The sequence below is a fragment of the Komagataeibacter saccharivorans genome, assembly GCF_004348195.1.
GTDB classification, from domain to species: domain Bacteria; phylum Pseudomonadota; class Alphaproteobacteria; order Acetobacterales; family Acetobacteraceae; genus Komagataeibacter; species Komagataeibacter saccharivorans.
In genome coordinates this window covers 80,289-102,416 of record NZ_CP036405.1, presented here as the reverse complement: position 1 = coordinate 102,416, position 22,128 = coordinate 80,289, and the positions used below count along the sequence as shown (strand labels likewise).

Annotated in this window: 20 protein-coding genes and 1 pseudogene; 5 read left to right on the top strand and 16 right to left on the bottom strand. The window is 61.0% G+C overall.

Going from position 1 to position 22,128, the window contains the following annotated elements:
- The first annotated feature begins 62 nt into the window (after window positions 1-62).
- From KSAC_RS14730 to add, 5 genes are all read left to right on the top strand, one after another.
- Complete coding sequence (locus KSAC_RS14730) at window positions 63-326, top strand: WGR domain-containing protein (protein ID WP_243705400.1); 264 nt, start codon at window positions 63-65, stop codon at window positions 324-326.
- 597 nt (window positions 327-923) lie between these two features.
- Window positions 924-1,259 (top strand): hypothetical protein, encoded by a 336-nt coding sequence (locus tag KSAC_RS14725; protein ID WP_118963758.1) that lies wholly within the window; start codon window positions 924-926, stop codon window positions 1,257-1,259.
- 692 nt (window positions 1,260-1,951) lie between these two features.
- The gene (locus KSAC_RS14720) at window positions 1,952-2,260 is read left to right on the top strand and encodes a con-10 family general stress protein (protein WP_132306430.1); all 309 of its coding nucleotides are present in this window, start codon (window positions 1,952-1,954) and stop codon (window positions 2,258-2,260) included.
- Between the two features lie 221 nt (window positions 2,261-2,481).
- Window positions 2,482-3,015 carry a DUF4142 domain-containing protein gene (locus KSAC_RS14715; protein ID WP_110547705.1) on the top strand — a complete coding sequence of 178 codons (534 nt, stop codon included), beginning with the start codon at window positions 2,482-2,484 and terminating at the stop codon, window positions 3,013-3,015.
- Between the two features lie 300 nt (window positions 3,016-3,315).
- Entirely contained in the window at window positions 3,316-4,353 is a 1,038-nt protein-coding gene (gene add / locus KSAC_RS14710) for an adenosine deaminase (RefSeq protein ID WP_132306428.1), read from the top strand.
- 135 nt (window positions 4,354-4,488) lie between these two features.
- On the opposite strand, the gene KSAC_RS14705 is transcribed toward add, so the two are convergent.
- The 16 genes and pseudogenes from KSAC_RS14705 to nuoC all read right to left on the bottom strand — a co-directional run.
- A complete protein-coding gene (locus KSAC_RS14705) occupies window positions 4,489-4,923 on the bottom strand; it encodes a host attachment protein (protein WP_110547703.1) in 435 nt (144 codons plus the stop codon).
- A 12-nt stretch (window positions 4,924-4,935) separates the two neighbouring features.
- Window positions 4,936-5,589, bottom strand: a complete 654-nt coding sequence (locus KSAC_RS14700) for a CBS domain-containing protein (RefSeq protein ID WP_243705399.1) — start codon at window positions 5,587-5,589, stop codon at window positions 4,936-4,938.
- Window positions 5,590-5,865: 276 nt separating this feature from the next.
- Window positions 5,866-6,576, bottom strand: a complete 711-nt coding sequence (locus tag KSAC_RS14695) for a phosphoribosyltransferase (protein WP_132306424.1) — start codon at window positions 6,574-6,576, stop codon at window positions 5,866-5,868.
- A 41-nt stretch (window positions 6,577-6,617) separates the two neighbouring features.
- The gene (locus KSAC_RS14690) at window positions 6,618-7,952 is read right to left on the bottom strand and encodes an erythromycin esterase family protein (protein WP_132306422.1); all 1,335 of its coding nucleotides are present in this window, start codon (window positions 7,950-7,952) and stop codon (window positions 6,618-6,620) included.
- 94 nt (window positions 7,953-8,046) lie between these two features.
- Window positions 8,047-8,571, bottom strand: a complete 525-nt coding sequence (locus tag KSAC_RS14685) for a CBS domain-containing protein (RefSeq protein WP_118963766.1) — start codon at window positions 8,569-8,571, stop codon at window positions 8,047-8,049.
- Window positions 8,572-8,618: 47 nt separating this feature from the next.
- The gene (locus KSAC_RS14680; protein WP_132306420.1) at window positions 8,619-10,121 is read right to left on the bottom strand and encodes an NADH-quinone oxidoreductase subunit N; all 1,503 of its coding nucleotides are present in this window, start codon (window positions 10,119-10,121) and stop codon (window positions 8,619-8,621) included.
- Window positions 10,118-11,626 (bottom strand): complex I subunit 4 family protein, encoded by a 1,509-nt coding sequence (locus KSAC_RS14675; protein WP_132306418.1) that lies wholly within the window; start codon window positions 11,624-11,626, stop codon window positions 10,118-10,120. The genes KSAC_RS14680 and KSAC_RS14675 overlap by 4 nt, the downstream gene beginning before the upstream one ends.
- Window positions 11,623-13,551: an NADH-quinone oxidoreductase subunit L gene (nuoL, locus tag KSAC_RS14670; protein WP_243705398.1), complete on the bottom strand. Its 1,929-nt coding sequence runs from the start codon at window positions 13,549-13,551 to the stop codon at window positions 11,623-11,625. Before nuoL ends, KSAC_RS14675 begins: the two co-directional genes overlap by 4 nt.
- Window positions 13,552-13,555: 4 nt before the next feature.
- Window positions 13,556-13,867, bottom strand: coding sequence for an NADH-quinone oxidoreductase subunit NuoK (gene nuoK / locus KSAC_RS14665; protein ID WP_118963769.1), 312 nt, complete (start codon window positions 13,865-13,867; stop codon window positions 13,556-13,558).
- Between the two features lies 1 nt (window position 13,868).
- Window positions 13,869-14,369 carry an NADH-quinone oxidoreductase subunit J gene (nuoJ, locus tag KSAC_RS14660; protein WP_110547695.1) on the bottom strand — a complete coding sequence of 167 codons (501 nt, stop codon included), beginning with the start codon at window positions 14,367-14,369 and terminating at the stop codon, window positions 13,869-13,871.
- A 6-nt stretch (window positions 14,370-14,375) separates the two neighbouring features.
- Window positions 14,376-14,888 carry an NADH-quinone oxidoreductase subunit NuoI gene (gene nuoI, locus KSAC_RS14655; protein WP_132306416.1) on the bottom strand — a complete coding sequence of 171 codons (513 nt, stop codon included), beginning with the start codon at window positions 14,886-14,888 and terminating at the stop codon, window positions 14,376-14,378.
- A gap of 28 nt (window positions 14,889-14,916) precedes the next feature.
- A complete protein-coding gene (nuoH, locus tag KSAC_RS14650; RefSeq protein ID WP_110547693.1) occupies window positions 14,917-15,867 on the bottom strand; it encodes an NADH-quinone oxidoreductase subunit NuoH in 951 nt (316 codons plus the stop codon).
- A complete protein-coding gene (gene nuoG, locus KSAC_RS14645) occupies window positions 15,864-18,602 on the bottom strand; it encodes an NADH-quinone oxidoreductase subunit NuoG (protein ID WP_132306414.1) in 2,739 nt (912 codons plus the stop codon). Before nuoG ends, nuoH begins: the two co-directional genes overlap by 4 nt.
- 21 nt (window positions 18,603-18,623) lie before the next feature.
- Window positions 18,624-19,919: an NADH-quinone oxidoreductase subunit NuoF gene (gene nuoF, locus KSAC_RS14640; RefSeq protein ID WP_132306412.1), complete on the bottom strand. Its 1,296-nt coding sequence runs from the start codon at window positions 19,917-19,919 to the stop codon at window positions 18,624-18,626.
- Window positions 19,916-20,410, bottom strand: a complete 495-nt coding sequence (gene nuoE / locus KSAC_RS14635) for an NADH-quinone oxidoreductase subunit NuoE (RefSeq protein WP_132306410.1) — start codon at window positions 20,408-20,410, stop codon at window positions 19,916-19,918. Before nuoE ends, nuoF begins: the two co-directional genes overlap by 4 nt.
- A pseudogene (nuoC, locus tag KSAC_RS14630) lies at window positions 20,397-22,076 on the bottom strand (NADH-quinone oxidoreductase subunit C/D); the annotation flags it as partial. The gene nuoE and the pseudogene nuoC, both read right to left, overlap by 14 nt.
- Window positions 22,077-22,128: the final 52 nt, after the last annotated feature.

Below are 22,128 nucleotides of genomic sequence, written 5' to 3'. Positions count from 1 at the left end.
CTGAAACCATCCTATATATACGCAATCAACCCGTGCATGTTTCAGGAAACGAAGCGCCTATCATGACATCCCCATCCCAGATGTCCCTGTTTCCGCTCAGCGTCTACATGCAGCGTATCTGTCCGCAAAAGAATGAATGGCGTTACTATGCCATGGTCATCCAGCCGGACCTGTTCGGTGGCGCGGCATTGATGCGGCGGTGGGGCCGGATTGGTGCGGCCGGGCGGATCAGACTGGATCTGTACGCCAATGAAGGCGCGGCGGCAAATGCGCTGGCTGCACTTGTCCGGCACAGGAAAAAACGGGGTTATCGGCTCGTTTCCTGACGGTCGGCGGGGTGGACCGGTTGCGGTCGGCATACCGGTTTTTCGGTCTGCCCCTGAAAAATAGGCGCAAAAAAGAGGGAAACCCCACAAGCCCGCCTGTCGTTAGGTTGGGCATGTTGAAAAACAGGCCACTCTATCGCTCTGTTCCTTCCCCATATACCGGAGAAAGATGATGATGCACCATGCATATGGTCATGCACGCACTGACCGTACCGCCTTTTCCCCCGCGGACAATCATGCCGGTGGACAGGACCCGAAAGCCACCGGAACCGGCGGTCCCCGTGCGGGAGAAGATGAGCCGGAATCCACACTCGACAATGACAGGAAAGTCGAAGAAACAAGCCACAAGGGCACACAGCAGAACCCGGATGAATGCGACGGGCATTCTCGCCCGCCGGAGAAAAATCCATAACGGGCGCTGTGATACGGCAGAGCGCGTTCCGCATGTTTTCAGGCCATGAAGTGTAGCGGCCCGGTGCCCCTGCGTGTTGTGACAGCATTGTCCCCGCACCGGGCCTGCGCAGATAGCATGCAACCTTCATCCTATTCAGCCCCTTAGAAATACAACGGCATTTTTGCCAGACAGGAGATTGAATTATGAAAAAGACAATACATGCCGCATTATTGGCCGCCGTTGTCGCCAGTATGCCCGCCATGGCGATGGCGCAGACAGAACCGAGCAGCGGACCCGCGCCGACAGCAGATTCCGCTGCCTCGGCTGTTGGAAAAAGCCCGTCTTCGGCTACCACTTCCAGCGGCAAGCGGGTGGAACCGTCGGACAAGTTATGGAACAATCCCCGAACCGTCTCCGAGCAGCCGGGAACCCAGCCGCCCGCCAATGCCGGAACCCATCGCACCCTGCCGGGGAGCGAAGGTCGCAGCAGCCGGGGCGGCAATAAAACGCCTTCGCCCTCTGACAGCGGCGAACAGTAAGGGATCGTCTGAAAAGAAATCCTGAGTAAAAACCTCCTTATGATTTCTGGACAGACTTTTCAAACAGCCCCGCAGCCGCTGGTTTGCGCATCCCCTGTTCAGGTGGCATTATAGCAGCCTGAACGGGGCGTGGGTCTCGCGGAAGTCAATCTGTATCTGAATGAATATTCGGGATAGCCACCTGTTCCCCCCTGTGGGGATGGGTGCGCTGTCCCGTAATTTTTTGTGCCTTGATTGATACGGAACAGCATTTGTGCATTGCGACGGTCTGAAAAGAAATGGGCTGCTTATGCCATTTGTTCACGCAAAGAGATGGCGTTAACGGAATCCATCCCATTTTATTTGGTAGCAATTACACAGATCGAGAGTGGAAAGGAAAATGGAATAGAAATATTGTCCCGTCATATCTTTTACTGTAAACGCACCATACGGTGCACGAAAGAAAACGGTCATTGCGCCTCATAAAACAACAGCACGATTCTCAACTTATATTATGAATTCGATATGTATTTCATAAAGTCGTATTATTTTTATTTTCTGTTTTCGCAGATGATGCGAAACTACCCCACAGCCCTTCCGTTGAGCTATCCGCAGCGAACAGTGTTGAGGTCGCTTTCTTACCCCAGAACCATGGGAAGTCAGAAATAACAAGGATCTCAAATAGCCGCTGCCATCCGAAAGGGTAAGTAATCATGACTTATCGTATCTACCCACGCGAATATGCCGGTCTTCCCGCTATGGCGCCCGCCGACAGCCATGGGGGCGGTGGGGCCGAGCATAATCCGGGCAACTTCGCCAATGACCGCAAAAAAGCGTCCGAAGCCGGACAAAAAGGCGGTCAGCACAGCTCGGGTAACTTTGCACAGGACCCTGCAAAAGCGTCCGAGGCCGGTCGCAAGGGCGGCCAGCACAGTTCAGGAAACTTTGCCGAAAACCCGGAGCGCGCCGCAGAAGCCGGCCGCAAAGGGGGCCAACACAGTCACGACCACGACAAGGGCTGAACCGGGGGGCGGAACCTGTAAAGGTTCCGCCCTTTTATTACAGGGGGGACGACAATAAAAAGGACACATCGCCATCATGGCGATGGGTTTTCCGGTAAGAAATTGCAGGGATATAAAAACCCTGCCTGCCGGAACCTTATTTCATGAGTAATGTTTAGAGAAAGTAATATTCTACCTACTTTTATGCCAATGCCGCCTTCAGGTGCATGGAGACATATCCAATGAAAAAAAGCATGATCGTAATGCTGGGACTGGCAGTCTGCATGTCCGGCCCCGTCCTGGCGCAGTCCATTCCGGAAAAAACGGGCGTGAACTCCCTTATGGGTGTAGCACCCCGGACGGCTGATTTCATCAAGATCGCCACCATCAGTGACCTGTTCGAGATCCAGTCGAGCGAACTGGCCCAGCAGACCCACAATCAGGCCCTTGGTGCATTTGCCGCCCGCATGATCGAAGATCACGAAACGACTTCGACGGCGCTCAAGGGTATCGTGCAGAGCAACAACCTGCAGGCGGATCAACCCACAGCGGTTGATGAGAGCCACCAGACCATGCTGGATAAACTCAAAACCCTGCACGGTCGGGATTTTGCCCTTCAGTACCGGTCGGACCAGATTTCGGGGCACGAGGATGCCGTATCCCTGTTCCGTCGTTATTCGGAAGGCGGGGATAATGCTGCACTGAAAGCCTGGGCCGCCAAAACCCTTCCAACCCTTGAAAACCATCTGCAGATGGCACGTTCCCTGCCGCAGTAGGATTGCGTATCCTTATGGGGATGTCCCGTGCGTCCTGCTTACACACAATACCGCATTATCAATGCCCTGAGTATTATTTCGTAGTTAATGGGTACGCAGTAGATTATCAGGGTGCCGGGGGCAGATGGCCAGCTTCACACCACTGTTTCCCATCCCATGCCCTTCTCGCCACCGGCTGTTCCATCCCATTCGATGGAACGCTTTTGCCCTGCAGTTCCAGATCGCTACGTACACCATTTTATTACGATTGCGATAGTGTATGATGGAAACCTGTCTCGCGACCAAAAAGGGTTTCATATCATGACGTCTGCCTCCGATTCTTTTATTGAAGCCCTGCCCAAGGCGGAGCTTCACGTCCATCTGGAAGGCACGCTCGAACCTGCGCTGAAGATCGTCCTCGCCCGCCGCAATGGCCATGCGATCCAGAGCATGACGGAAGACGATATTCGCGCCGGTTACGTATTCGATGACCTGCCTTCCTTTCTGGCTCTTTATTACGAAGGCGTGGAACTGCTTCAGACCGAGCAGGATTTTTATGACCTGTGTTACGCCTACCTCAAGAAGGTCGCATCGCAGAACGTTTTGTACACCGAGATGTTCTTCGATCCCCAGCTTCACACCCGCCGGGGCATTGCGTTCGAGACGGTCATAAAGGGTATCAGCCGCGCCCGGGCGGATGCGCAGCGCGATTTTGGCATCCGGTCCCAGCTCATTATGTGTTTCATCCGCGAAATGAGCGCGGAATCAGCCGATGAGACATTTACCCAAGCGCTTCCCTATCTGTCGGAAATTATCGGTGTAGGTCTTGATTCGGACGAGAAGGGTAATCCTCCCGCCAAATTCGCCCATGTATTCCGCCGTGCGCGTGAAGCCGGACTGCATGTGACAATGCATTGCGACATTGACCAGCAGAATACCCATGAACATATCCGTCAGGCGCTTGAGGACGTGGGAAGCGAGCGGCTCGACCACGGGCTGAATGTGCTGGAAAAACCCGAACTGCTTCAGCAGGCACGGGAGCGGCACATTCCCTTCACGGTCTGTCCGTTCCCCAACATGGCGATCCGTCCCGGCAGTAATGAAAAGGACATTCGCGCCCTGCTGGATGCCGGTCTGACCATTACCATCAATTCCGATGATCCGGGTTATATGCAGAGCGTGTATATGAACGAGGCCATGAAAATGGCACGCGACGGCGCGGCCCTGACGCCTGAAGAACTGGTCACGATCAGCCGCAATGCGTTCAATGCTGCGTGGATTGGCGCTGAGGAACGGCGCGCATATCTCGACCGGCTTGATACGTTCGCCCGGCACGAAGGTGTCGCGGCGATCGGTTGATCGGCAGCGGGTACCCTGTATGTTCTGTGTAGAGGGTACCCAACCCGTCGCCTGTTGTTTTCAAACGACCTCTGTGATCAGACGCTTTTTATCAATCGCGGTCGCGGTATCATTGGCCCTGTGGCGCGGAGCGGATCAGGTAATATAATTCAGATGATCCTTCAGCGCATTGTCCGGGGTTTTGACAAGGTCTTTATGAACAATATCGATGACTTTTGTTCGGGATGCGGGGTCAAGGTAACGGATGATTTCGGCACTGCTATGCGGTGGCGCGACGATCAGTAGCCTGTCGTAGCTACGGCTCCATTCATTGATCTGTTCAGAAACGAACTTCCCGAATGATTCCATGGCCATTCGGTGCGGATCATGATGCGGGTTCAGGGCATGACGGGCGGTGGAACCGGTATGACAGGATGCTCCGGGCGCGTCATTGCCAATGTCGGATGTCCGTTGATGGGCGGATATGGAGTCAAAGGATTCAACGGTATGCAGGCTGTGATTTGCCGCGGGTCGGACAAAGCGCGCATGTTCCCCATCCGCGATGATGATAAGGATATGTTTCGCAGTCATTGGTCCTGACCTTCACGGAAACATGGGCGGGGGGATGATGGTATCGCTGAGTGGTTCGCTGAAGGTGATGTTATCAATGACGGAAACAACGCCGGGCACATTTTCTGCCGCGACACGGGCCGCCGTGCGCAAAGGTTCATCCATGACAACGCCGGTCAGTTCAACAATACCGTTTTTGACGTGTACGTTGATGAGATTCCTGCCTGCCCACCTGTCCTGATTCTGGTATTCGCGCAGGATCGCCTGCCGGATGCTGTCATCGTCATCAACTTTTGATGCATCGGCAATGGCGGGCAGCAGCGCACGCAATATGTCCGCGCGCGCCACGATGCCTACAACATGGTCGTTTTTGACCACCGGCAGGCGTTTTACCCGCTGCCGGGTCATGGCTTCGACCGCGTCGCGCAGGGATGCGTCGGGCGCGATGGAAACAGGGGCGTTCGACATGACATCGGCTACCTTGCGCCCGTGCGTATGGGCATATTCAGCGGCGTAATTGCCAGCCGACCGGAACAGTCCCGCAAGCCAGGAATGTTCACCTTCGGTTTCCAGTTCGCTGCGATGAATAAGATCGCTTTCCGTGACGATGCCCACCAGTTCTCCCTTCGATGTCACCACCGGCAGGCCGCTGATCTTGTGCGCCAGCATCAGGCGGATGGCCGTCATGATGGTTTCTGTGGGTTCTATACTTATCGCGGGCGATGTCATTATGGTCTTGACCTGCATGGGACAGTACCTTTTTGTTTTATTCTACCGCAGATGCGTATTGACATGGATGGAAGCAATATCTCTCCCGTATTCGTGATGGCGGTGAAGTGTCATCATGTCGGGATTCCTGTCTGCCATGTTTCTTTTTTCGTTGTGGAGCATTGCACGCAGGTTCATGGATATTACTTTACCTGACGGCTGCTGTTACCAATACATATCCATGGGCAGGCAACATTACGTGGTATCGGAATGTGGACCCACGCGATTGGTCAGACGTTGGCGTCGCAGGTTGCTGGCCTGTGTTACAAGGCGGATGACATCCACGTCTTCCACCTGTGAAAAATCCCGATAATAGGCGCCAACGGCATACAGTGGCTGTGGTTGCAGCAGGCAGACAATCTGGTCGCACTCCCCGGCAAGGAGCGCGATGGTTTCAGGTGGTGCAACCGGCACGGCCAGTACCAGCCGTGCTGGCCGGTTCCGCCGCACGGCGCGCAGGGCGGCGCGCATGGTGCCGCCAGTGGCAATCCCGTCATCCACGATAATCACCGCCCGACCGGTCAGGGATGGCGGCTGATGGCTGCCTGCATACAGATGGCGCTGCCGTTCGATTTCGGCGCGCTGGCGGGTAATGATGGCCTGGATCATCTCCGTACGGATACCTAGTCTTTCTATGGTGTTTTCATCCAGCACGACCTGCGGATCGGCGCCATCCACCATCGCACCCACGCCGTATTCCTCATGCCCCGGAATGCCGATCTTGCGCACGAACAGCAGGTCCATTTCCGCATCCAGTGCTTTCGCCACCTCGAATGCAACCGGCACGCCGCCACGGGGTAGGGCCAGCACCAGCGGGTGGGAAGACGCCAGCGGCAGCAGGGCTGCGGCCAGGGCGCGTCCGGCGGCCTGCCTGTTGGCGAATGCTGTGCTCCGTTCTGGCGGCATGTGTCTCTCCCCCAACGCAGGCTGCGCAATGGGGCGCGTTGTTACAGCCCGAACGGCCATGTTTCGGGCAGGCCGTGCGGGTGTTCATGCCCCAGCGGCGTGATTGCTTCCGTCTGCTCGAACCAGACCCATGCGTCGAACTGATCGGTAAGGGAGGCCTCGAAATAATGGCTCTGCAATTCCGTGTCGGGGCGGTAGATCACGCCGATCGCGCGTTCGCGCCGGGGGCCGCGCAATGCCGCGCGCAGCGATGAACGGCTGTGCCGCCAGTCCGTCAGGGCAGGGGAAAGGCCCGCGCGCAGGAAAGCATGTTCGTAGCTGTCGGCGCGGGCGGGCAGGACCGTGCGTATTTCCGTATTCCCGTCCCATTCGCCCGCCGCCGCCACGGTGCCGCGATCCGTCCCGAAACCGATCAGCACCGCTTCGTCGCCATGGGCCATGCGGCACAGTTCACCGATATTGAACTGTCCTTCCCATCCCATGGCGGTCGCGGCGGCATTGCCGATATGCGAATTATGCGCCCATACCACGGCCCGGGCGCCATCGCCCCGGTGGGCCAGAAGCGCCTGAAGGGTTGCGAACATATGCCGGTCGCGCAGGTTCCAGCCTTCGTTCATGCCGCGGTACATGACCCGGTAATACTGTTCCGCCGCACGTACGATGCGGGCGTTCTGGGCTGCGTCAAACCATGCTTCCCCATCATCCTTAAGGTAACGCAGGCGGTTGCGAAGCAGGTCGCGCAACTGCGCCACCACGGCGTCCTCGGTCGCATGGTGCGCCTCGCCCACGGCGGCCCGGCCGTAATGGGTGGGGTCATGTCGCCACTGGCTCAGGGTGGCATAACGCTGCCGGGCCGATGCGGCGGCGTGTGGGTCAACCCTGTCCAGATATGTCAGGACGGCGTGGAGTGATTCATCCAGACTGTAGATGTCGAGACCATGGAACGAAACCTGTCCCTCATCTGGCAGGTGTTCATTATGGTGGTGCAGCCAGCGGACGAAAGTGGCCACCTCCTCATTACGCCACATCCATGTGGGAAAGCGGGTAAAGGCCGCGCCGCGCCATGGACGCGGGGCCTGATGGCGGATGTAGTCATCGATCCGCGCGCCATCGGGCCAGTCCGCTTCAACCGCGATAATGGTGAAGCCGTGGTGTTCGATCAGCCTGCGGGTAATGGCGGCACGCGCGCGGTAGAATTCCGACGTGCCATGCGTCGCTTCACCCAGCAGCACGACGCGGGCATCGGCAAAGCGATCGAAAAACGCGCCAAATGCTGCGGTGTCTTCCAGTGGGGGCAGGGGTTCGGCATGTCGGGCAAGGGTGGGGACCAGATCGTCGTGGCCCTGTGTTGCCCGTACGGATGGTCTGGGTGTCATGGCTGTCGTTCCCGTTCAGGATAGCCTTCCGCCTGTATGCCCCGCGTTCCGGATCCTGCGGCGTTTGCGGTCCCTGCCGCTGCGGTATCGGGTTTCAGTTATCGTTGCGTATGCGCGATGCGCTGCCATTTACGTCACAGTGCATCTGTGTGGGCGCATCCGGCGTCTGGACGGCACCGTGGTCGCTGCCCGTGACATAATCCTGCAGTTCGCGTGCTTCCTGTTCCGCATTTTCGGCACGCATCTTGACGATGTCGCCGATACTGATCAGGCCGACCAGCTTCCCGTCCTCCAGCACGGGAACATGGCGGCTGCGGGAATATGTCATGCGGCATGCGATGTCATACAGGCTGTCATCGGGGGTGGCGGTCTGGATGTCCGTCAGCATGATATCGCGCGCACGGGCGGATGATATGTCCCTGCCGCGCTGTGACAGGGCGTTGACGATCATTTTTTCCGATACCAGCCCCAGCAGCGCGCCGTCGCGGTCCACAACCGGCACACCACCGATATTGTAACGCACCAATGTATCCGCAACGGACAGGATCGGATCATCTTCGTTTACGGTAATGACCATGCGGCCTTTCTGGGCCAGCAGATGAAAGACACGAGAGGACATGGGAAAAATCCTTTCCATGTTTCCAGACAGAAAACACATCCCCCATGTTACAGGGCAGGGGGCGCGATCGCGGTTTTCATGATCGGTGCTTCAGGCGGCGTTCCGGTCAGGTTACGGGCAGGCATGGTTTTAACGGTGGCAGGCAGCAGCGGGTACAGCGCAGGGCCAGGAAAAAGACCCCCCATAATCACGATTATGGTCAGAACGATGGTAAGGGCCGTCAGTTCCGGTTGTGGCTGTCTGGCAATGGGCAGGGACGGTGCTGCCCCTCCATTCATCATGACGCGGATGATGTTCAGGTAATAGTAAAGACCGATAATGCTGCCGATCACCAGAACCAGCAGCAACACGTCGCGCTGGAGTTCGACGCCGGTGCCCGCAATTTCAAATTTTGCAAAAAAGCCGATTGTTGGCGGAATGCCCGCAAGCGAAAGCAGCATCACCGACATGGCCGTGGCGGGGAGCGGGTTGGTGGCAAACAGCCCTTTCCATGCCGTAATACGGTTGCCATCCTGCCCCATGGCGGGGGCACATGCACAGATGATGGTGAAGACCCCCAGCGTGCTGACTGTGTAGGCCATGAGATAGACGGTCATCGCCCCGCCCTGCAGCCGTCCGGGGGAAAAGAAGGCGATAAGCAGATATCCCATATGGGCGATGGAGGAACAGGCCATAAGCCGCGTCAGGCTGTTCTGGCACAGCGCCAGCAGGTTCCCCCCCATGATGGTCAGGATGATGACGGCATATATTACCCCTTGCAGGAAGGGCGGCAGGGGGCCGGCGCCGAAATAACGGACAAGGCTGGCGAATATCGCAATCTTGGCGGTCACGGCCGTAAAGGCGGCTATGGGCGGCGGCGCGCCTTCCATCACGTCGGGCAGCCACATATGGAAGGGAACGGCGGAAAGTTTGAAGAACATGCCGGCAAGGATCATGACCGTCGCCACCTGCGCCATGGACGGCGCAAAGCCCGCTGCCGCAACAGGTGGCACGAAGGCCAGCGAACCGCTCACGCCATAGGCCAGTCCCATGCCAAACAGCAGGATGGCCGATGAAACACCCGACAATATCAGATACTTCATCGCTGCTTCAGTGGCCTGCGCAAAGCGGTAATGCCGCGATGCGATCAGACCCATCAGGGATATGCCCAGAATTTCCACGCCAAGGAAAAAAGGCATGTAACTGGCACTGAACACCATGGAAGTGGCGCCAAGCGTGCCCAGCATCATAAGCAGCGGATATTCATCGGTCGGATGCGCCGCATCCCGCACCAGATCCCGCCACGACATGAACACGATGCACAATACCGACAGCAGGATCAGTACCGCCGTATAGATCGCCCAGCGGTCCTGAACGAACAGGCCCGTCCCGTCAGCGGGCGGGGTGCCAAACGCATGGCTGACGCTGACAAGGGCGGCAAGCAGGGTCACGACCGCAATGACAAGGCTGCGGATCACGCTGCGCCGCCACGCAATGGCCAGCAGCATCACCATCGTCCCGGCCGACAGGACAGGCAGCGGCGCGGGAAGGAAGATGTCATGACCGATCATGGCGCGCGCCTTTCCCCGCTGGCGGCAGCCGTCACGGACAGCGCGGACGGGACCGCGAACGTCATGAATGGCCGGGGATACAGGCCCAGCACGATGACAGCGACCATAATGCTGCCCAGAAGGGCCATCTGCCGGGCCGGAAAGTCCGTTACGGGCTGCGCGCCCGGTCGCGTGGGAGCAAGGAATACCCGATTGACCAGCCGGAGCGAATAGACCGCCGCCAGAACCAGACCGGCTGCGGCCATGACCGCCATTGCCGGACTGACCCGCCATGTGGCGAGGAGGACAAGAAATTCCCCCGCGAAATTCCCCAGCCCCGGCATGCCAAGCGATGCGACGGCAAAAAACACGCCCGCACCCGACAGGCGCGGCATGGCCGCCCACAGCCCGCCAATCATGCGCATGTCCCGGCTATGCACGCGATCCTGAATGGACCCGGCGATAAGGAACAGCGCCCCCGTGCTCAGCCCGTGCGCCAGCATCTGGATGATGGCCCCCTGCATGCCGGTCCACGATCCCGAAAAAAGTCCCAGCAGGACGAATCCCATATGGCTTACGCTGCTATAGGCGATCAGGCGCTTGATATCGTCCTGTTCACACGACAGCCACGCGCCATACAGGATACCCGCAATCCCCAGCCCCATGGCGACCGGGGCGAAGCGGGATGCCGCATCGGGAAACAGCATGATATCGAAGCGGATCATGCCATATCCCCCGGTCTTGAGCAGGATGCCCGCAAGCACCACGCTGGCGGTGGTGGGGGCCTGTGTGTGGGCATCGGGCAGCCAGACATGCACCGGCACGACCGGCAGCTTGACGGCGAAGGCGACGAAAAATCCCAGCATGAGCAGCATTGAGCCGAGCGGCGACAGCCCCGTGGTGGCCAGCGCGAAATAATCGAAGGTCAGCACACCTGTCTGCCGGTAATGGATGATGACCAGGCCGAGGATGGACAGCAGCATCAGCAGGCCGCTACCCTGCGTGAAGATGAAGAACTTCATCGCCGCGCGCTGCCGGTCCTCGTGCCCCCATTGCGCAATCAGCACGAACATCGGCACCAGCATCAGTTCCCAGAAGAAGAAGAACAGGAACAGATCGGTGGCAAGGAACGTACCGATAATGCCCGTCAGGGTGGACAGGAACAGGAAATGGAAAACCCCGGCACTGACCGTAACCTGCCGTGTCGAAAACATGACGCATGCAAGGCACAGCAACAGCGAAAGCCAGATCAGGGACAGCGACAGGCCATCCATATCCAGCCGGACCGCAATGCCCATCTGCGCAATCCACGGCAGGAAGAAATGATCCCGCCATCCACCCGCCTGTAGCGCAGGCCGCAGGCTTTCCACCAGCAGCAGAACCGTTTCCAGCACAAGCACCACGACGCTAACAAACCACGATATGCTGCGCATCCGCACGCCGGTACCGACATGCAGGCGGTCCGCCAGCCACGCAATCACGCCCCCCGCGACGGGTAGCACGACAAGGGCGGGAAGCAGGCTCATGACAGCATCGCCCATGCAAGGGCCGCGCCCAGCCCGGCCACGATCCAGCCCGCATACCAGCGCACGCGGCCATTTTGCATCCGCACCAGCACAACTGTCCCCTCCCGACCCACCATGGCCGTGCGTTCGGCGGCAAGATGCAGGGCGGCGCGTCGTGCCTGCATCATCATCCGGCTTGTGGCGCGTGTCATCCAGCCTGCAGCCGCAGCCAGCCGGTCAGGCAGATCGTAGCGCGTGATCCGCACCACGAAGCGTAGGGGCATGACCGGAAGCAGGTCGCCCGTTCCCCCCCCTGTTTCGGGGATTGCGCGGGTGACGGGTCCGGAGCGTCCCCACACAATCCATGCGATCCCTGCGCCCGCAACCGGTGTGATCGCGCCTGCCAGCAGAAGCCAGACAGGCTCATGCGGATGGAACGCCATGCCTGCTGGATCGACAAACCGCGTAAACAGATGAACCGGCGCAATGTCGCCGGGCATTTCAATGCAGCCGACGAATACGGACAGAAAGGCCAGACAGCCCAGCGGAACAGCCATGACCCACGGCGTGCGACCCGTGGGCACGGTTTTCTCCTGTCCATAAAAAACAAGGAAAACGCAGCGGAAAATATACAGGGCCGTCAGCAGCGCCCCGAACAGCGCCCCGCCCCACAGCAGATGACCCGAAAGGATGAAATCCGGTGTCAGCACGGGCTGGCCCCGCCATACGGCGGACAGGATCATTTCCTTGCTGTAGAAGCCCGCCGTCACCAGCGGCAGGGCCGCCAGCGCGCCAGCCCCGATGACAAAGGCGGCTGTGACACCGGGCATGAAACGGCGCAGCCCGCCCATGCGAAAGATGTCCTGTTTATGATCGACACGCGCGATGATTACACCCGCGCAGAGAAAGAGCAGCGCCTTGAAACAGGCATGCGTCACCAGATGGAACAGCGCCGCCTGCCACGCCCCCACCCCGAGCGCCAGATACATGTAACCAAGCTGGCTGATCGTGGACCATGCCAGAATACGCTTGAGATCCGACTGCACCAGCGCCGTGCAGGCCGCCACCAGCAGCGTCAGCATGCCGATTGCCGCCATGATCGCCATAACCGGCGCGGCGGCGGCAAACAGCCCGTGCAGCCGCGCGAGCAGATACACCCCGGCTGTAACCATCGTGGCCGCATGGATCAGGGCGGATGTAGGCGTGGGACCAGCCATCGCATCGGGCAGCCAGGACTGGAAGGGGATCTGCGCCGATTTGGCAAGGGCGCCCGTCAGCAGCAACAGCGCAGTTCCCGTCATGACCGCCGGGGAAAGCTGTCCCGCCGTAACAGCAAAAAGCAGCCCGTCAATCTGGAGCGAAGCGGTAGCCGTCGCCATCATCAGCAGCCCGCACAGCATGGCCACGTCCCCGATACGGGTGGTGTAGAACGCCTTGCGCGCGGCGGCGGTATTGGCGGGACTGTCATACCAGAACCCGATCAGCAGGTAGGAACACAGCCCCACCCCTTCCCACCCGATGAACAGGCACAGCAGGTCCGACGCCAGCACCAGCACCAGCATCGCAGCCACAAACAGGGTCATGCAGCCAAAGAACCGCGCGCTACCGGGATCAGCCGCCATGTACCCGATGGCATATAGATGGATCAGGAACCCAACGATGGTAACAACCGCAATCATGACAAGGGAAACCGGGTCCAGCGCAAACGCAATGGTGGCTGAAAAGCCCGGAACATGCATCCATTCCCACAATATGACATGCAGCGGATAAGTCACCGCACCGGACATAAACCCCGCCGCCAGCACACCACCCGTCATGGCGGAAAGCCCCACCGCACCGGTCGCAAGTATCCCGGCGGAGCGCCCCTTGATCCGTCCCGCCGACAGGAACACGATCACGGTGGCGGCCAGCGGCCAGACAACCACAAGGGGGAGGAGTGCCGCCATGATCCTATCCTCGCAGAAGGTTGCCGGTATCGGCGTCAAGCGATGGGCGTCCGTGCGCATGCAGGCACAGGATGATGGCAAGCCCTACCGCCGTTTCGGATGCGGCAAGGGCAAGGATCATCAGGAACATCACCTGACCCGACGCATCCTGCCACCGTGCCCCCGCAGCGACGAAAACAAGCCCCGCCGCGTTCAGCATGATATCAAGCGACATCAGCATGAAGACGAGGTTGCGCCGCACCAGCACGCCCGCCAGTCCGATGGAAAACAGCATGGCGGCCAGAAGCAGCGCCGCGTTGAATGGAAAGGCGGTCATGTCAGGGCCTCTCCCGCAGGGTTCGCCCGATATGAAAGGCGGTAACAAGCCCGGCCAGCAGCAGGAAGGATGCCAGTTCGACCATAAGTACATACGTCCCGAACAGGCTCAGCCCCACGTCGCGCGCATCAATCGGGAAAACGGCACCATCCGGGTCGGACAGCGTGGGCAGGCCGTAAAGAAGTTCGCCGCACGCCACGACCGCCAGCAGCCCCGGCCCGATCCATGCGCGTGGCCGGAGCCATTCTTTTTCCCGGTCCCGGTCAGGCTGGCCCAGATTGAGCATCATGATGACGAACACGAACAGCACCATGATGGCGCCGGCATAGATGATGATTTCCAGCGCCGCCGCGAACTGTGCGCCCAGCATGGCCAGCACCATGGCCAGTGAGAGCAGCGTTACCACAAGGTACAGCACCGCATGCACCGCCACCGGACAGGTGACGACCATCATCGCCCCCACAAGGGTCAGACCACCGGAAAGGAGGGGCAGGACATACATGATGCGTCAGGGCAGCAGGCTGTGAAGGTCGATGGGCGTGCGTTCATGTTCCGACGCACCCCGGTCCTTGCCCGGTATGGGAACGCCCGCGACGTGATGGAAACTGTAGCCGGGATATTTTCCCGTCCCGCTGATCAGCAGGTCTTCCTTTTCGTAGACAAGGTTGGGGCGGGCATATTCGCCCATCTCGAAATCCGGCGTAAGCTGGATGGCGTAGGTGGGGCAGGCTTCCTCGCAGAAACCGCAGAAGATGCAGCGCGAGAAGTTGATGCGGAAATAATCCGGATACCACCGGCCATCGCGTTCGGTCTTCTGCAGGCTGATGCAGTCCACGGGGCATGCAACGGCGCACAGGTTGCACGCCACGCAGCGTTCCCCGCCATCGGGGTCGCGCGACAGGATGATGCGCCCACGGTAACGCGGCGGCAGGTAGGGCTGCTGTTCGGGATACTGCACGGTGGCGCGCCGGTGAAAACCGTGCAGGAACGTCAGCAGCAGCGTGCGCAGGGTATCGAGCATGGGACGTGCCTTTTTCTTGCAGGCGTGGTTATGACGCGCGCAGCATCATTACGGTTCCGGTGGCAAGGACATTGAGCAGGGAAAGCGGTAGCAGCACCTTCCACCCCAGCCCCATAAGCTGGTCATAACGCGGACGTGGCAGCCCCGCGCGCAGCAGAATGAAGAAGGCGACGATCACGCCGGTCTTCAGCGCGAACCACACCGGCGCGGGCAGGAGCAGGCCATTGCCGCCGCCCAGATACAGCGTCGTGGCAAGGGCGCTGACAAGGACGATCCCGGCATATTCGGCAATGAAGAACATGCCGAATTTCATGCCTGAATATTCGGTATGGAAACCGGCACCCAGTTCATTTTCCCCTTCCGGCAGGTCGAAGGGCAGACGGTGCGTCTCCGCAATTCCGGCCAGAAGGAAGACCACGAACCCCAGCCCCTGCGGAATGATGAACCACAGCCCGGACTGTGCCGCCACGATGTCGCGCAGGCTGAACGACCCGGCGACCATCACAACCCCCAGCAGCGAAAGCGCCATGAAGACTTCGTAGCTGATCATCTGCGCCGCCGCGCGCATCCCGCCCAGCAGCGCATATTTGCTGTCCGACGCCCACCCCGCCAGAACGACCGCATAAACGCCCAGACCCATCATCGCGAGGATGAACAGCAGGCCCACATTCAGGCCCCCCGCAATGCCCCCTGCCGCAAGCGGAATGACGGCGAAGGACAGCAGCACCGTCATCATGCCGATGGCGGGTGCGAGAACGAACACGCCCCGGTCGGCAAAGGGGGGCACCCAGTCCTGCTTGAACAGGAGCTTGATCCCGTCCGCCACCGCCTGAAACATCCCGCCCGGCCCGACACGGTTGGGACCGTAGCGATCCTGCCATAATCCAAGCAGCCGCCGTTCAACCCATGTCAGCACGGTGGCAAGTGCCAGCACCACAAGGGGCGTAAGCACGATGGGGGCGAGGGGAAGCGGCGTCATGTCGCCTCTCCCGCCGGGGTGATGCGCGCCATGCAGGGAAACATGAAGGCGGGGGACACCATGTGCGATGGGCACAGCACCACGCCATCCGGCAGCCCTGCCAGGGGTTCCACCGGCAGGGTATGCGCACCGTCCGGCAGGTGAAGGGTCATGTGTGCTGGTCCTGCAGCCCCGGTCGGCACGCGCAGCGTGGGTGGTGTTGCCCGTGCGGCGACGGGCGGGGAAAGCATGCTCAGTTCCTCGCTCCCGAACAGGCGCGTATCGGGTAGCACCAGAACGCTATCTTCAGCGCGCGCAAACGCGGCGGGAATATCCGTGGCGCAGGGATGGGTGGGGTGGTCGGTAGCATCAGGTGCCGGAAACAGCCGGACCCCGGATATCCCCCCACGCATGTCCCCGCCGATTTCGTGCTGGAACCGGTTGAGCGACTGGACCGAGTTCCATGATGGCACCTGATAGCCGGGGACAAGAGACGGCGGCATGTCCGGGGTGTACGCCCCTTCCATCGAACTGCTGAACGGGGTGTCCGGACTGCCCGGCGGGGGCTGGTCACGCACGCTGATATGGGAGCGGATAACGGTCCGCCCGCTGGCGCGGTAAGTCTGGCTGCGCAGTTTCTGGCCATCAATGCGGTAATCGGCACCGGGGGCCGCATCCACCATGCCCGCCAGAATGGGGCAGGCCCGCCCCAGCGCGGCAATCACATCATCCAGCCCCTGCCATGTGGTCAGTCCGGTTGCCTGTATCCGTGCCGCTGCCTGTACGTTCACGCAGCCCTGCGCGCGGGCAAGGGCCTGCATCCATCGCCATCCCGCCCGGATGGGCTGGGGGGGATAAACCGCCTGAAAAAAGCGTTGCGCCCTGCCTTCCTGACTGACCAGCGTGCCACTGCATTCGCTGAAGGCGGCGGCGGGCAGCACCAGCGTCGCATCGCGGCATGGCGGCGTGTCCGTATGGTCGATGATGACGATGTTGGGCACCGCCTCAAGCAGTTCGACCACCGCAGCGGGGGACAGGCGACGGGTCAGGTCGTTTTCCGCAATCACAAGTGTTGCGATCTTTCCCGCCCGCGCCTGCGCCATCACGGCTTCAAGCGTAAGCCCCCCCAGCAGCGCCAGCCCCATGCTGTTACATTCCGGCAGGACCAGTGACAGCCCGCTTGCGGGGATGGTGCGTGCAAGGGCCGATGCAATGGCGGCGGCGGCGCGCATGAGTGCGGGCGACCCATATTGCATGCCCGATACCACAAGGGGCTTTTTCGCGGCGAGCAGCGTGGCTGCGACATGCTCCACCAGTCGGACCTGTTCATCGGTCAGGTCCGTAACAGTAGGGGCGGACGGGTCGATCCGGTGTGCTATGGCGAAACCGATGCGCGCGATATCGTCAGGCACCGCGCGAAAGCACTGCGCGGCCACGGGGTCCAGATCCGTTGGGGCAGGGGTAAGGATGAACAGGCCGGATGGCGCATCACAGTCGATGGTACGCACGGCGGCATCCATCCAGCGCGGCACTTTCGCCGCATCCGCCATAGGGAAGCTTGGCTGGCGGACGGACTGGCGCAGCGACAGGCCCTGCCGGGGGGCGGTAGCGCAGACATCTTCCCCCAGAACCAGCACGCCATCCGCGCTTTCCATTTCATGCAGGCTGGGAATGACACCCGGATGCTGCCGCAGCAGCGTGCAGGCCAGTTGCCCGCATGCCTGTTCAACCTGCGTCTGCCCGGTTGAAAACCGTGCCTCCCCGACAAGGGCGCGCAGGCTGAAACAGGTTTCCATGGATGCGCGGGGGGAGGCTATGCCAACGACCGGGCCATCAGCAGCCATGCGGGCGAACTGCGTCACCGCGTCGCGCGTGGGAACGGGTGCGGGGTGTCTATCAATGCTGCGCAGGGGCATGCGGATGCGGCTGTCGGCATTGACGAAGCCGTGCCCGAACCGGCCCCGGTCGCACAGCATGTAGCGGTTGACGGCTGCATTGTACCGGTTGACGACCCGCCGCACGCTTTCTTCACGCGCATTGACGATAATGTTGCAGCCCACGGCGCAGTGGACGCATACCGACGGGGCGCCGCGCAGGTCCCATTTGCGTGTGTAGACGGCGGAAAAGGGTTTGTCGGTAAATACGCCGGTGGGGCAGATTTCCACCAGATTGCCGCTGAAGGCGTTTTGCAGCGCACCGTCTTCCGCGCGGCCGAAATAGACACTGTCATGCGATGCGAAGGCAGCCAGATCGTCGCCCCCCGCATAATCGCGGTAGAACCGCACGCAGCGATAGCACGCGATGCAGCGGTTCATTTCGTGTTTCACGAACGGGCCGAGATCCTGATTGCGGTGCGTGCGTTTTGTAAACCGGTAGCGGCGCTGGTTGTGGCCGGTCATGACGGTCATGTCCTGCAGGTGGCATTCGCCGCCTTCCTCGCACACGGGACAGTCATGGGGATGGTTGACCATCATCCATTCGATCACGCCCTCACGGAACGCGCGTGCCTGCGCATCCTCGATCGCAATGATGGCCCCGTCACTTACCGGCGTCATGCACGCCATCACAAGGCGACCGGTCCTGTCATCGGGACCGCTGAACTGACGGACCGCGCACTGGCGGCAGGCCCCCACGGAACCAAGTTCGGGATGCCAGCAGAAATAGGGCAGGTTCGCACCCGCTTCCAGACACGCCTGCAGCAGGTTGATGCCGGGGCGGGTGGGCCATTCGCGCCCGTCGATCCTGATGGTGGTCATGGCCGGATCTCCTGCCCGCCGTCAGGCTGCGTGACGCAGCGGGCAGCCGCGCCCGGCGATATGGTCCGCGAAATCGCGCGCAAACAGTTTCAGCCCACTGGCCAGCGGCGCCATGGCCCCCGGCGCATGGGCGCAGAACGTATGCCCCGGCGTGCCCAGCATGCGGGCGTGGCGGTCAAGTTGGTCGATGTCTTCCGCCATGCCCGTACCCGCCTCGATCGCGTCCAGCAGGCGTTCGACCCAGGGCAGTCCATCGCGGCATGGGGTACACCAGCCGCAGGATTCCTGTGCGAAGAAATGTTCCAGATTGCGGAGCATGCCCACCGGACAGGTGCGGTCATCAAGGATGATGGCCATGCCGGTGCCAAGGCGGCTGCCCGCTTTTTCAACCGATGCGTAATCCATCGCCATATCAAGGGCCGTGTCATCCACGAATGCGGTGGAAGCCCCGCCGGGCAGCAGGGCGCGCAGTCCGTAGCCCGGCTGCATGCCGCCCGCGTGCTCCTCGATAATTTCACGCAGCGGCGTGCCGATGGGCAGTTCCCATGAGCCGGGCCGTCTTACGCGCCCGCTGACCCCATATATCTTGGTGCCCCCATCCGGCCCGATGCCCAGACCCGCAAACCATTCCGGTCCGTTGGCGATGATGTGGGGCAGGTTGCTTAATGTCTCGACATTGTTCACCACGCTTGGCGCGCCCCATAGTCCGCCTGTCTGTGGAAAGGGGGGCTTGCTGCGCGGGGTGGCGCGCCGTCCTTCCAGCGCGGTCAGCAGGGCGGTTTCCTCGCCGCATATGTAGCGCCCGGCGCTGACATGCACATGAATGTCGAAACTGAAACCGGAGCCGAGGATATCCTGACCCAGCCATCCCCCATGCCGCGCCTGCGCAATGGCGTCGTGCAGCCGGGTGCGGGCAAGGTGGTATTCCCCGCGCAGGAAGATGATGCCATGCCCCGCCTGAATGGCGTAGGCGGCCAGTAACATGCCTTCGACCAGTTGCAGCGGATTGCCTTCCATCAGCCAGCGGTCCTTGAAGGTGCCCGGTTCCATCTCATCCGCATTGGCGATCAGGTATTTGCAGCGTTCGCTTGCGGGTTCCCTGGGCACGAAGCTCCATTTCTGCCCGGTTCCGAACCCCGCCCCCCCACGTCCGCGCAGGCGCGAGCGGGTTACGATGTCCACCACCTCGGCCGGTGCAAGGGTGCGCAGGGCCGTGCGCGTGGCCTGCCATCCCCCGGCCCGTTCATAGGCCGCGCAGTCGGGGGGACCGGCCACGGGGTCGATCATGGCGGTCAGGGGGCGCTCGGCATGGCTCATGGTGGCGGCTCCCGCAGGGTGTCGATCAGGTGGTCGAGGGTGGGCGTATCCACGTCGCCATAGAGTGTATCGTCCACCAGCATGGCGGGCGCATGGTCGCAGTGCCCCAGACACACGATGGGCAGAAAGGTGATGGTGTCATCCGCCGTGGTCTGGCCCGGCTGGATATCCAGTGTGCGGCACAGATGGGCGCATAGCCGCTCACGCCCCATGATCCAGCATGAGACACTGTCGCACAGCATGATGACATGCCGCCCCACGGGCCTGCGGAACAGCAGGTTGAAATAGGTGGCGATGCCGTCCAGATCCGCAGCGGACATGCCCAGCACATCGGCTACTTCGTTCAGGTGCGGCGTGCTGATCCACCCCATATGCGCCTGCACCAGCCGCAGGGCCGCGACACTGGCCCCGCGCGGGTGCGGTTCCGCCTGCGCAAGGGCGCGGATTTCCGCCCGCAGGTCGCCTGACAGGGGCTGTTCAGCGATCGACATCGGCCATCACGAAATCAATGCTGCCCAGGATCGCGATCAGGTCGGCGATCATGACGCCACGCCCCAGAAGCGGGATCATCTGCAGATGGGCGAAGGACGGCGTGCGGATGCGGGTGCGATAGGATGTGGTGCCGCCATCGCTGACAAGGGTATAGCAGTTCAGCCCTTTCGTGGCTTCGACGCAGGATCTGGCCTCCCCCGGCGGGATGACCGGCCCCCAGGCTGCGCCAAGGAAATGATGGATCAGGGTTTCGATGTCATGCAGCGTCCGCGCCCTGGGCGGCGGGGTGGTGAGCGGATGGTCCGCCTTGATGGGACCGGCGGGCATGTGGTCCAGACACTGGCGGATGATGCGCAGGCTCTGGCGGATTTCTTCCACATGCACGGCGATCCGGTCGTAGCAGTCGCCATTGGCGCCGGTGGGAATGTCGAATTCAAGCTGGTCGTAACAGGCATAGGGGGCCTGCCTGCGGTAATCCCATGGCAGGCCGGTGGCGCGCAGTCCCGGCCCGGTTACGCCCCATTCCACGGCTTCGGCGGTGGTATAGGCGCCCACCCCTTTCGTCCGCCCCCGGAAAACCGGGTTGCGCATGACCATCGCGTCATATTCGTCAAGGCGGTGGGGCAGGTCGTTGACGAAGGCGCGGATCAGGTCTTCCCATCCGGTGGGCAGGTCCATCGCCACCCCGCCGATGCGGAACCATGCCGGGTGCATGCGAAAACCGCAGATCGCCTCGATAATGCCGAATACGCGCTCGCGGTCGGTAAACATGTAGAATACTGGCGAAAGCTGCCCCACGTCCTGCGCCATGGTTCCGTAGAAAACCAGATGGCTGGCAATGCGGAACAGTTCCGCCAGCATGACGCGGATCATCTGCGCGCGTGGCGGCGGCGTGATGCCCGCCAGCGTTTCGACCGCCATCACGTAGGGGAAGTTGTTCATGACCCCGCCCAGGTAATCCACCCGGTCAGTATAGGGGATGTAGGTATGCCATGACTGGCGTTCCCCCATTTTTTCGGCCCCGCGATGGTGGAAGCCGATATCGGGCACGGCATCGACGATGCGTTCGCCCTCAAGCTGCAGGATAATGCGAAAGACCCCGTGTACGCTGGGATGGTTGGGGCCGAGATTGAGGAACATGAAATCGCTGTGGTCGCTATGCCGCTGCATGCCCCATGCCGAGGGATCGAAACGCATGGCGTCCTGCTCGTGCCGCTCCTGTTCTTCGGTCAGGCTGTAGGGCGGCATTTCGGTGGCGCGGGCGTAATGATCCTTGCGCAGCGGGTGGTCGGTCCATGTGGGTGGTGTCAGGATGCGGCGCAGGAAAGGATGGTTTTCAAACCGGATGCCGAACAGGTCCCATATCTCGCGTTCGTACCAGTTGGCATTGGGCCACAGGTCGCTGATGGTGGGAAGCGTGGGCCTGTCCCCCAGCAGCGCCACCTTGATGCGCACTTCATCTGCGCGGGTGGCAAGCGACATGAGGTGATAGATGACCGTGAAATCCGCCGGTGGCTGGCCATCGCGGTGGGTGCGTTCGCGTTCGTCAATGGCGGTCAGGTCAAACAGCATGAGCAATGCGGGCGTGTGTTCCTTCAGCGTGGAAAGGGTGGGCCGCAGGTCGTCCGCCGTAACCCACAGCGTGCGGACGCCATCGCGCGTGGACTGGGTGGCCATCATGCCGGGCTGGTCCAGTCCGGTTATGGGGGATGCGCTC

Excerpts from the sequence above, each read along its gene's own strand:
- KSAC_RS14730 (WP_243705400.1), top strand. The coding sequence starts at position 63 with ATGACATCCCCATCCCAGATGTCCCTGTTTCCGCTCAGCGTCTACATG.
- KSAC_RS14725 (WP_118963758.1), top strand. The coding sequence starts at position 924 with ATGAAAAAGACAATACATGCCGCATTATTGGCCGCCGTTGTCGCCAGT.
- KSAC_RS14720 (WP_132306430.1), top strand. The coding sequence starts at position 1,952 with ATGACTTATCGTATCTACCCACGCGAATATGCCGGTCTTCCCGCTATG.
- KSAC_RS14715 (WP_110547705.1), top strand. The coding sequence starts at position 2,482 with ATGAAAAAAAGCATGATCGTAATGCTGGGACTGGCAGTCTGCATGTCC.
- add (WP_132306428.1), top strand. The coding sequence starts at position 3,316 with ATGACGTCTGCCTCCGATTCTTTTATTGAAGCCCTGCCCAAGGCGGAG.
- KSAC_RS14705 (WP_110547703.1), bottom strand. The coding sequence starts at position 4,923 with ATGACTGCGAAACATATCCTTATCATCATCGCGGATGGGGAACATGCG.
- KSAC_RS14700 (WP_243705399.1), bottom strand. The coding sequence starts at position 5,589 with ATGACGGCCATCCGCCTGATGCTGGCGCACAAGATCAGCGGCCTGCCG.
- KSAC_RS14695 (WP_132306424.1), bottom strand. The coding sequence starts at position 6,576 with ATGCCGCCAGAACGGAGCACAGCATTCGCCAACAGGCAGGCCGCCGGA.
- KSAC_RS14690 (WP_132306422.1), bottom strand. The coding sequence starts at position 7,952 with ATGACACCCAGACCATCCGTACGGGCAACACAGGGCCACGACGATCTG.
- KSAC_RS14685 (WP_118963766.1), bottom strand. The coding sequence starts at position 8,571 with ATGTCCTCTCGTGTCTTTCATCTGCTGGCCCAGAAAGGCCGCATGGTC.
- KSAC_RS14680 (WP_132306420.1), bottom strand. The coding sequence starts at position 10,121 with ATGATCGGTCATGACATCTTCCTTCCCGCGCCGCTGCCTGTCCTGTCG.
- KSAC_RS14675 (WP_132306418.1), bottom strand. The coding sequence starts at position 11,626 with ATGAGCCTGCTTCCCGCCCTTGTCGTGCTACCCGTCGCGGGGGGCGTG.
- nuoL (WP_243705398.1), bottom strand. The coding sequence starts at position 13,551 with ATGGCGGCACTCCTCCCCCTTGTGGTTGTCTGGCCGCTGGCCGCCACC.
- nuoK (WP_118963769.1), bottom strand. The coding sequence starts at position 13,867 with ATGACCGCCTTTCCATTCAACGCGGCGCTGCTTCTGGCCGCCATGCTG.
- nuoJ (WP_110547695.1), bottom strand. The coding sequence starts at position 14,369 with ATGTATGTCCTGCCCCTCCTTTCCGGTGGTCTGACCCTTGTGGGGGCG.
- nuoI (WP_132306416.1), bottom strand. The coding sequence starts at position 14,888 with ATGCTCGATACCCTGCGCACGCTGCTGCTGACGTTCCTGCACGGTTTT.
- nuoH (WP_110547693.1), bottom strand. The coding sequence starts at position 15,867 with ATGACGCCGCTTCCCCTCGCCCCCATCGTGCTTACGCCCCTTGTGGTG.
- nuoG (WP_132306414.1), bottom strand. The coding sequence starts at position 18,602 with ATGACCACCATCAGGATCGACGGGCGCGAATGGCCCACCCGCCCCGGC.
- nuoF (WP_132306412.1), bottom strand. The coding sequence starts at position 19,919 with ATGAGCCATGCCGAGCGCCCCCTGACCGCCATGATCGACCCCGTGGCC.
- nuoE (WP_132306410.1), bottom strand. The coding sequence starts at position 20,410 with ATGTCGATCGCTGAACAGCCCCTGTCAGGCGACCTGCGGGCGGAAATC.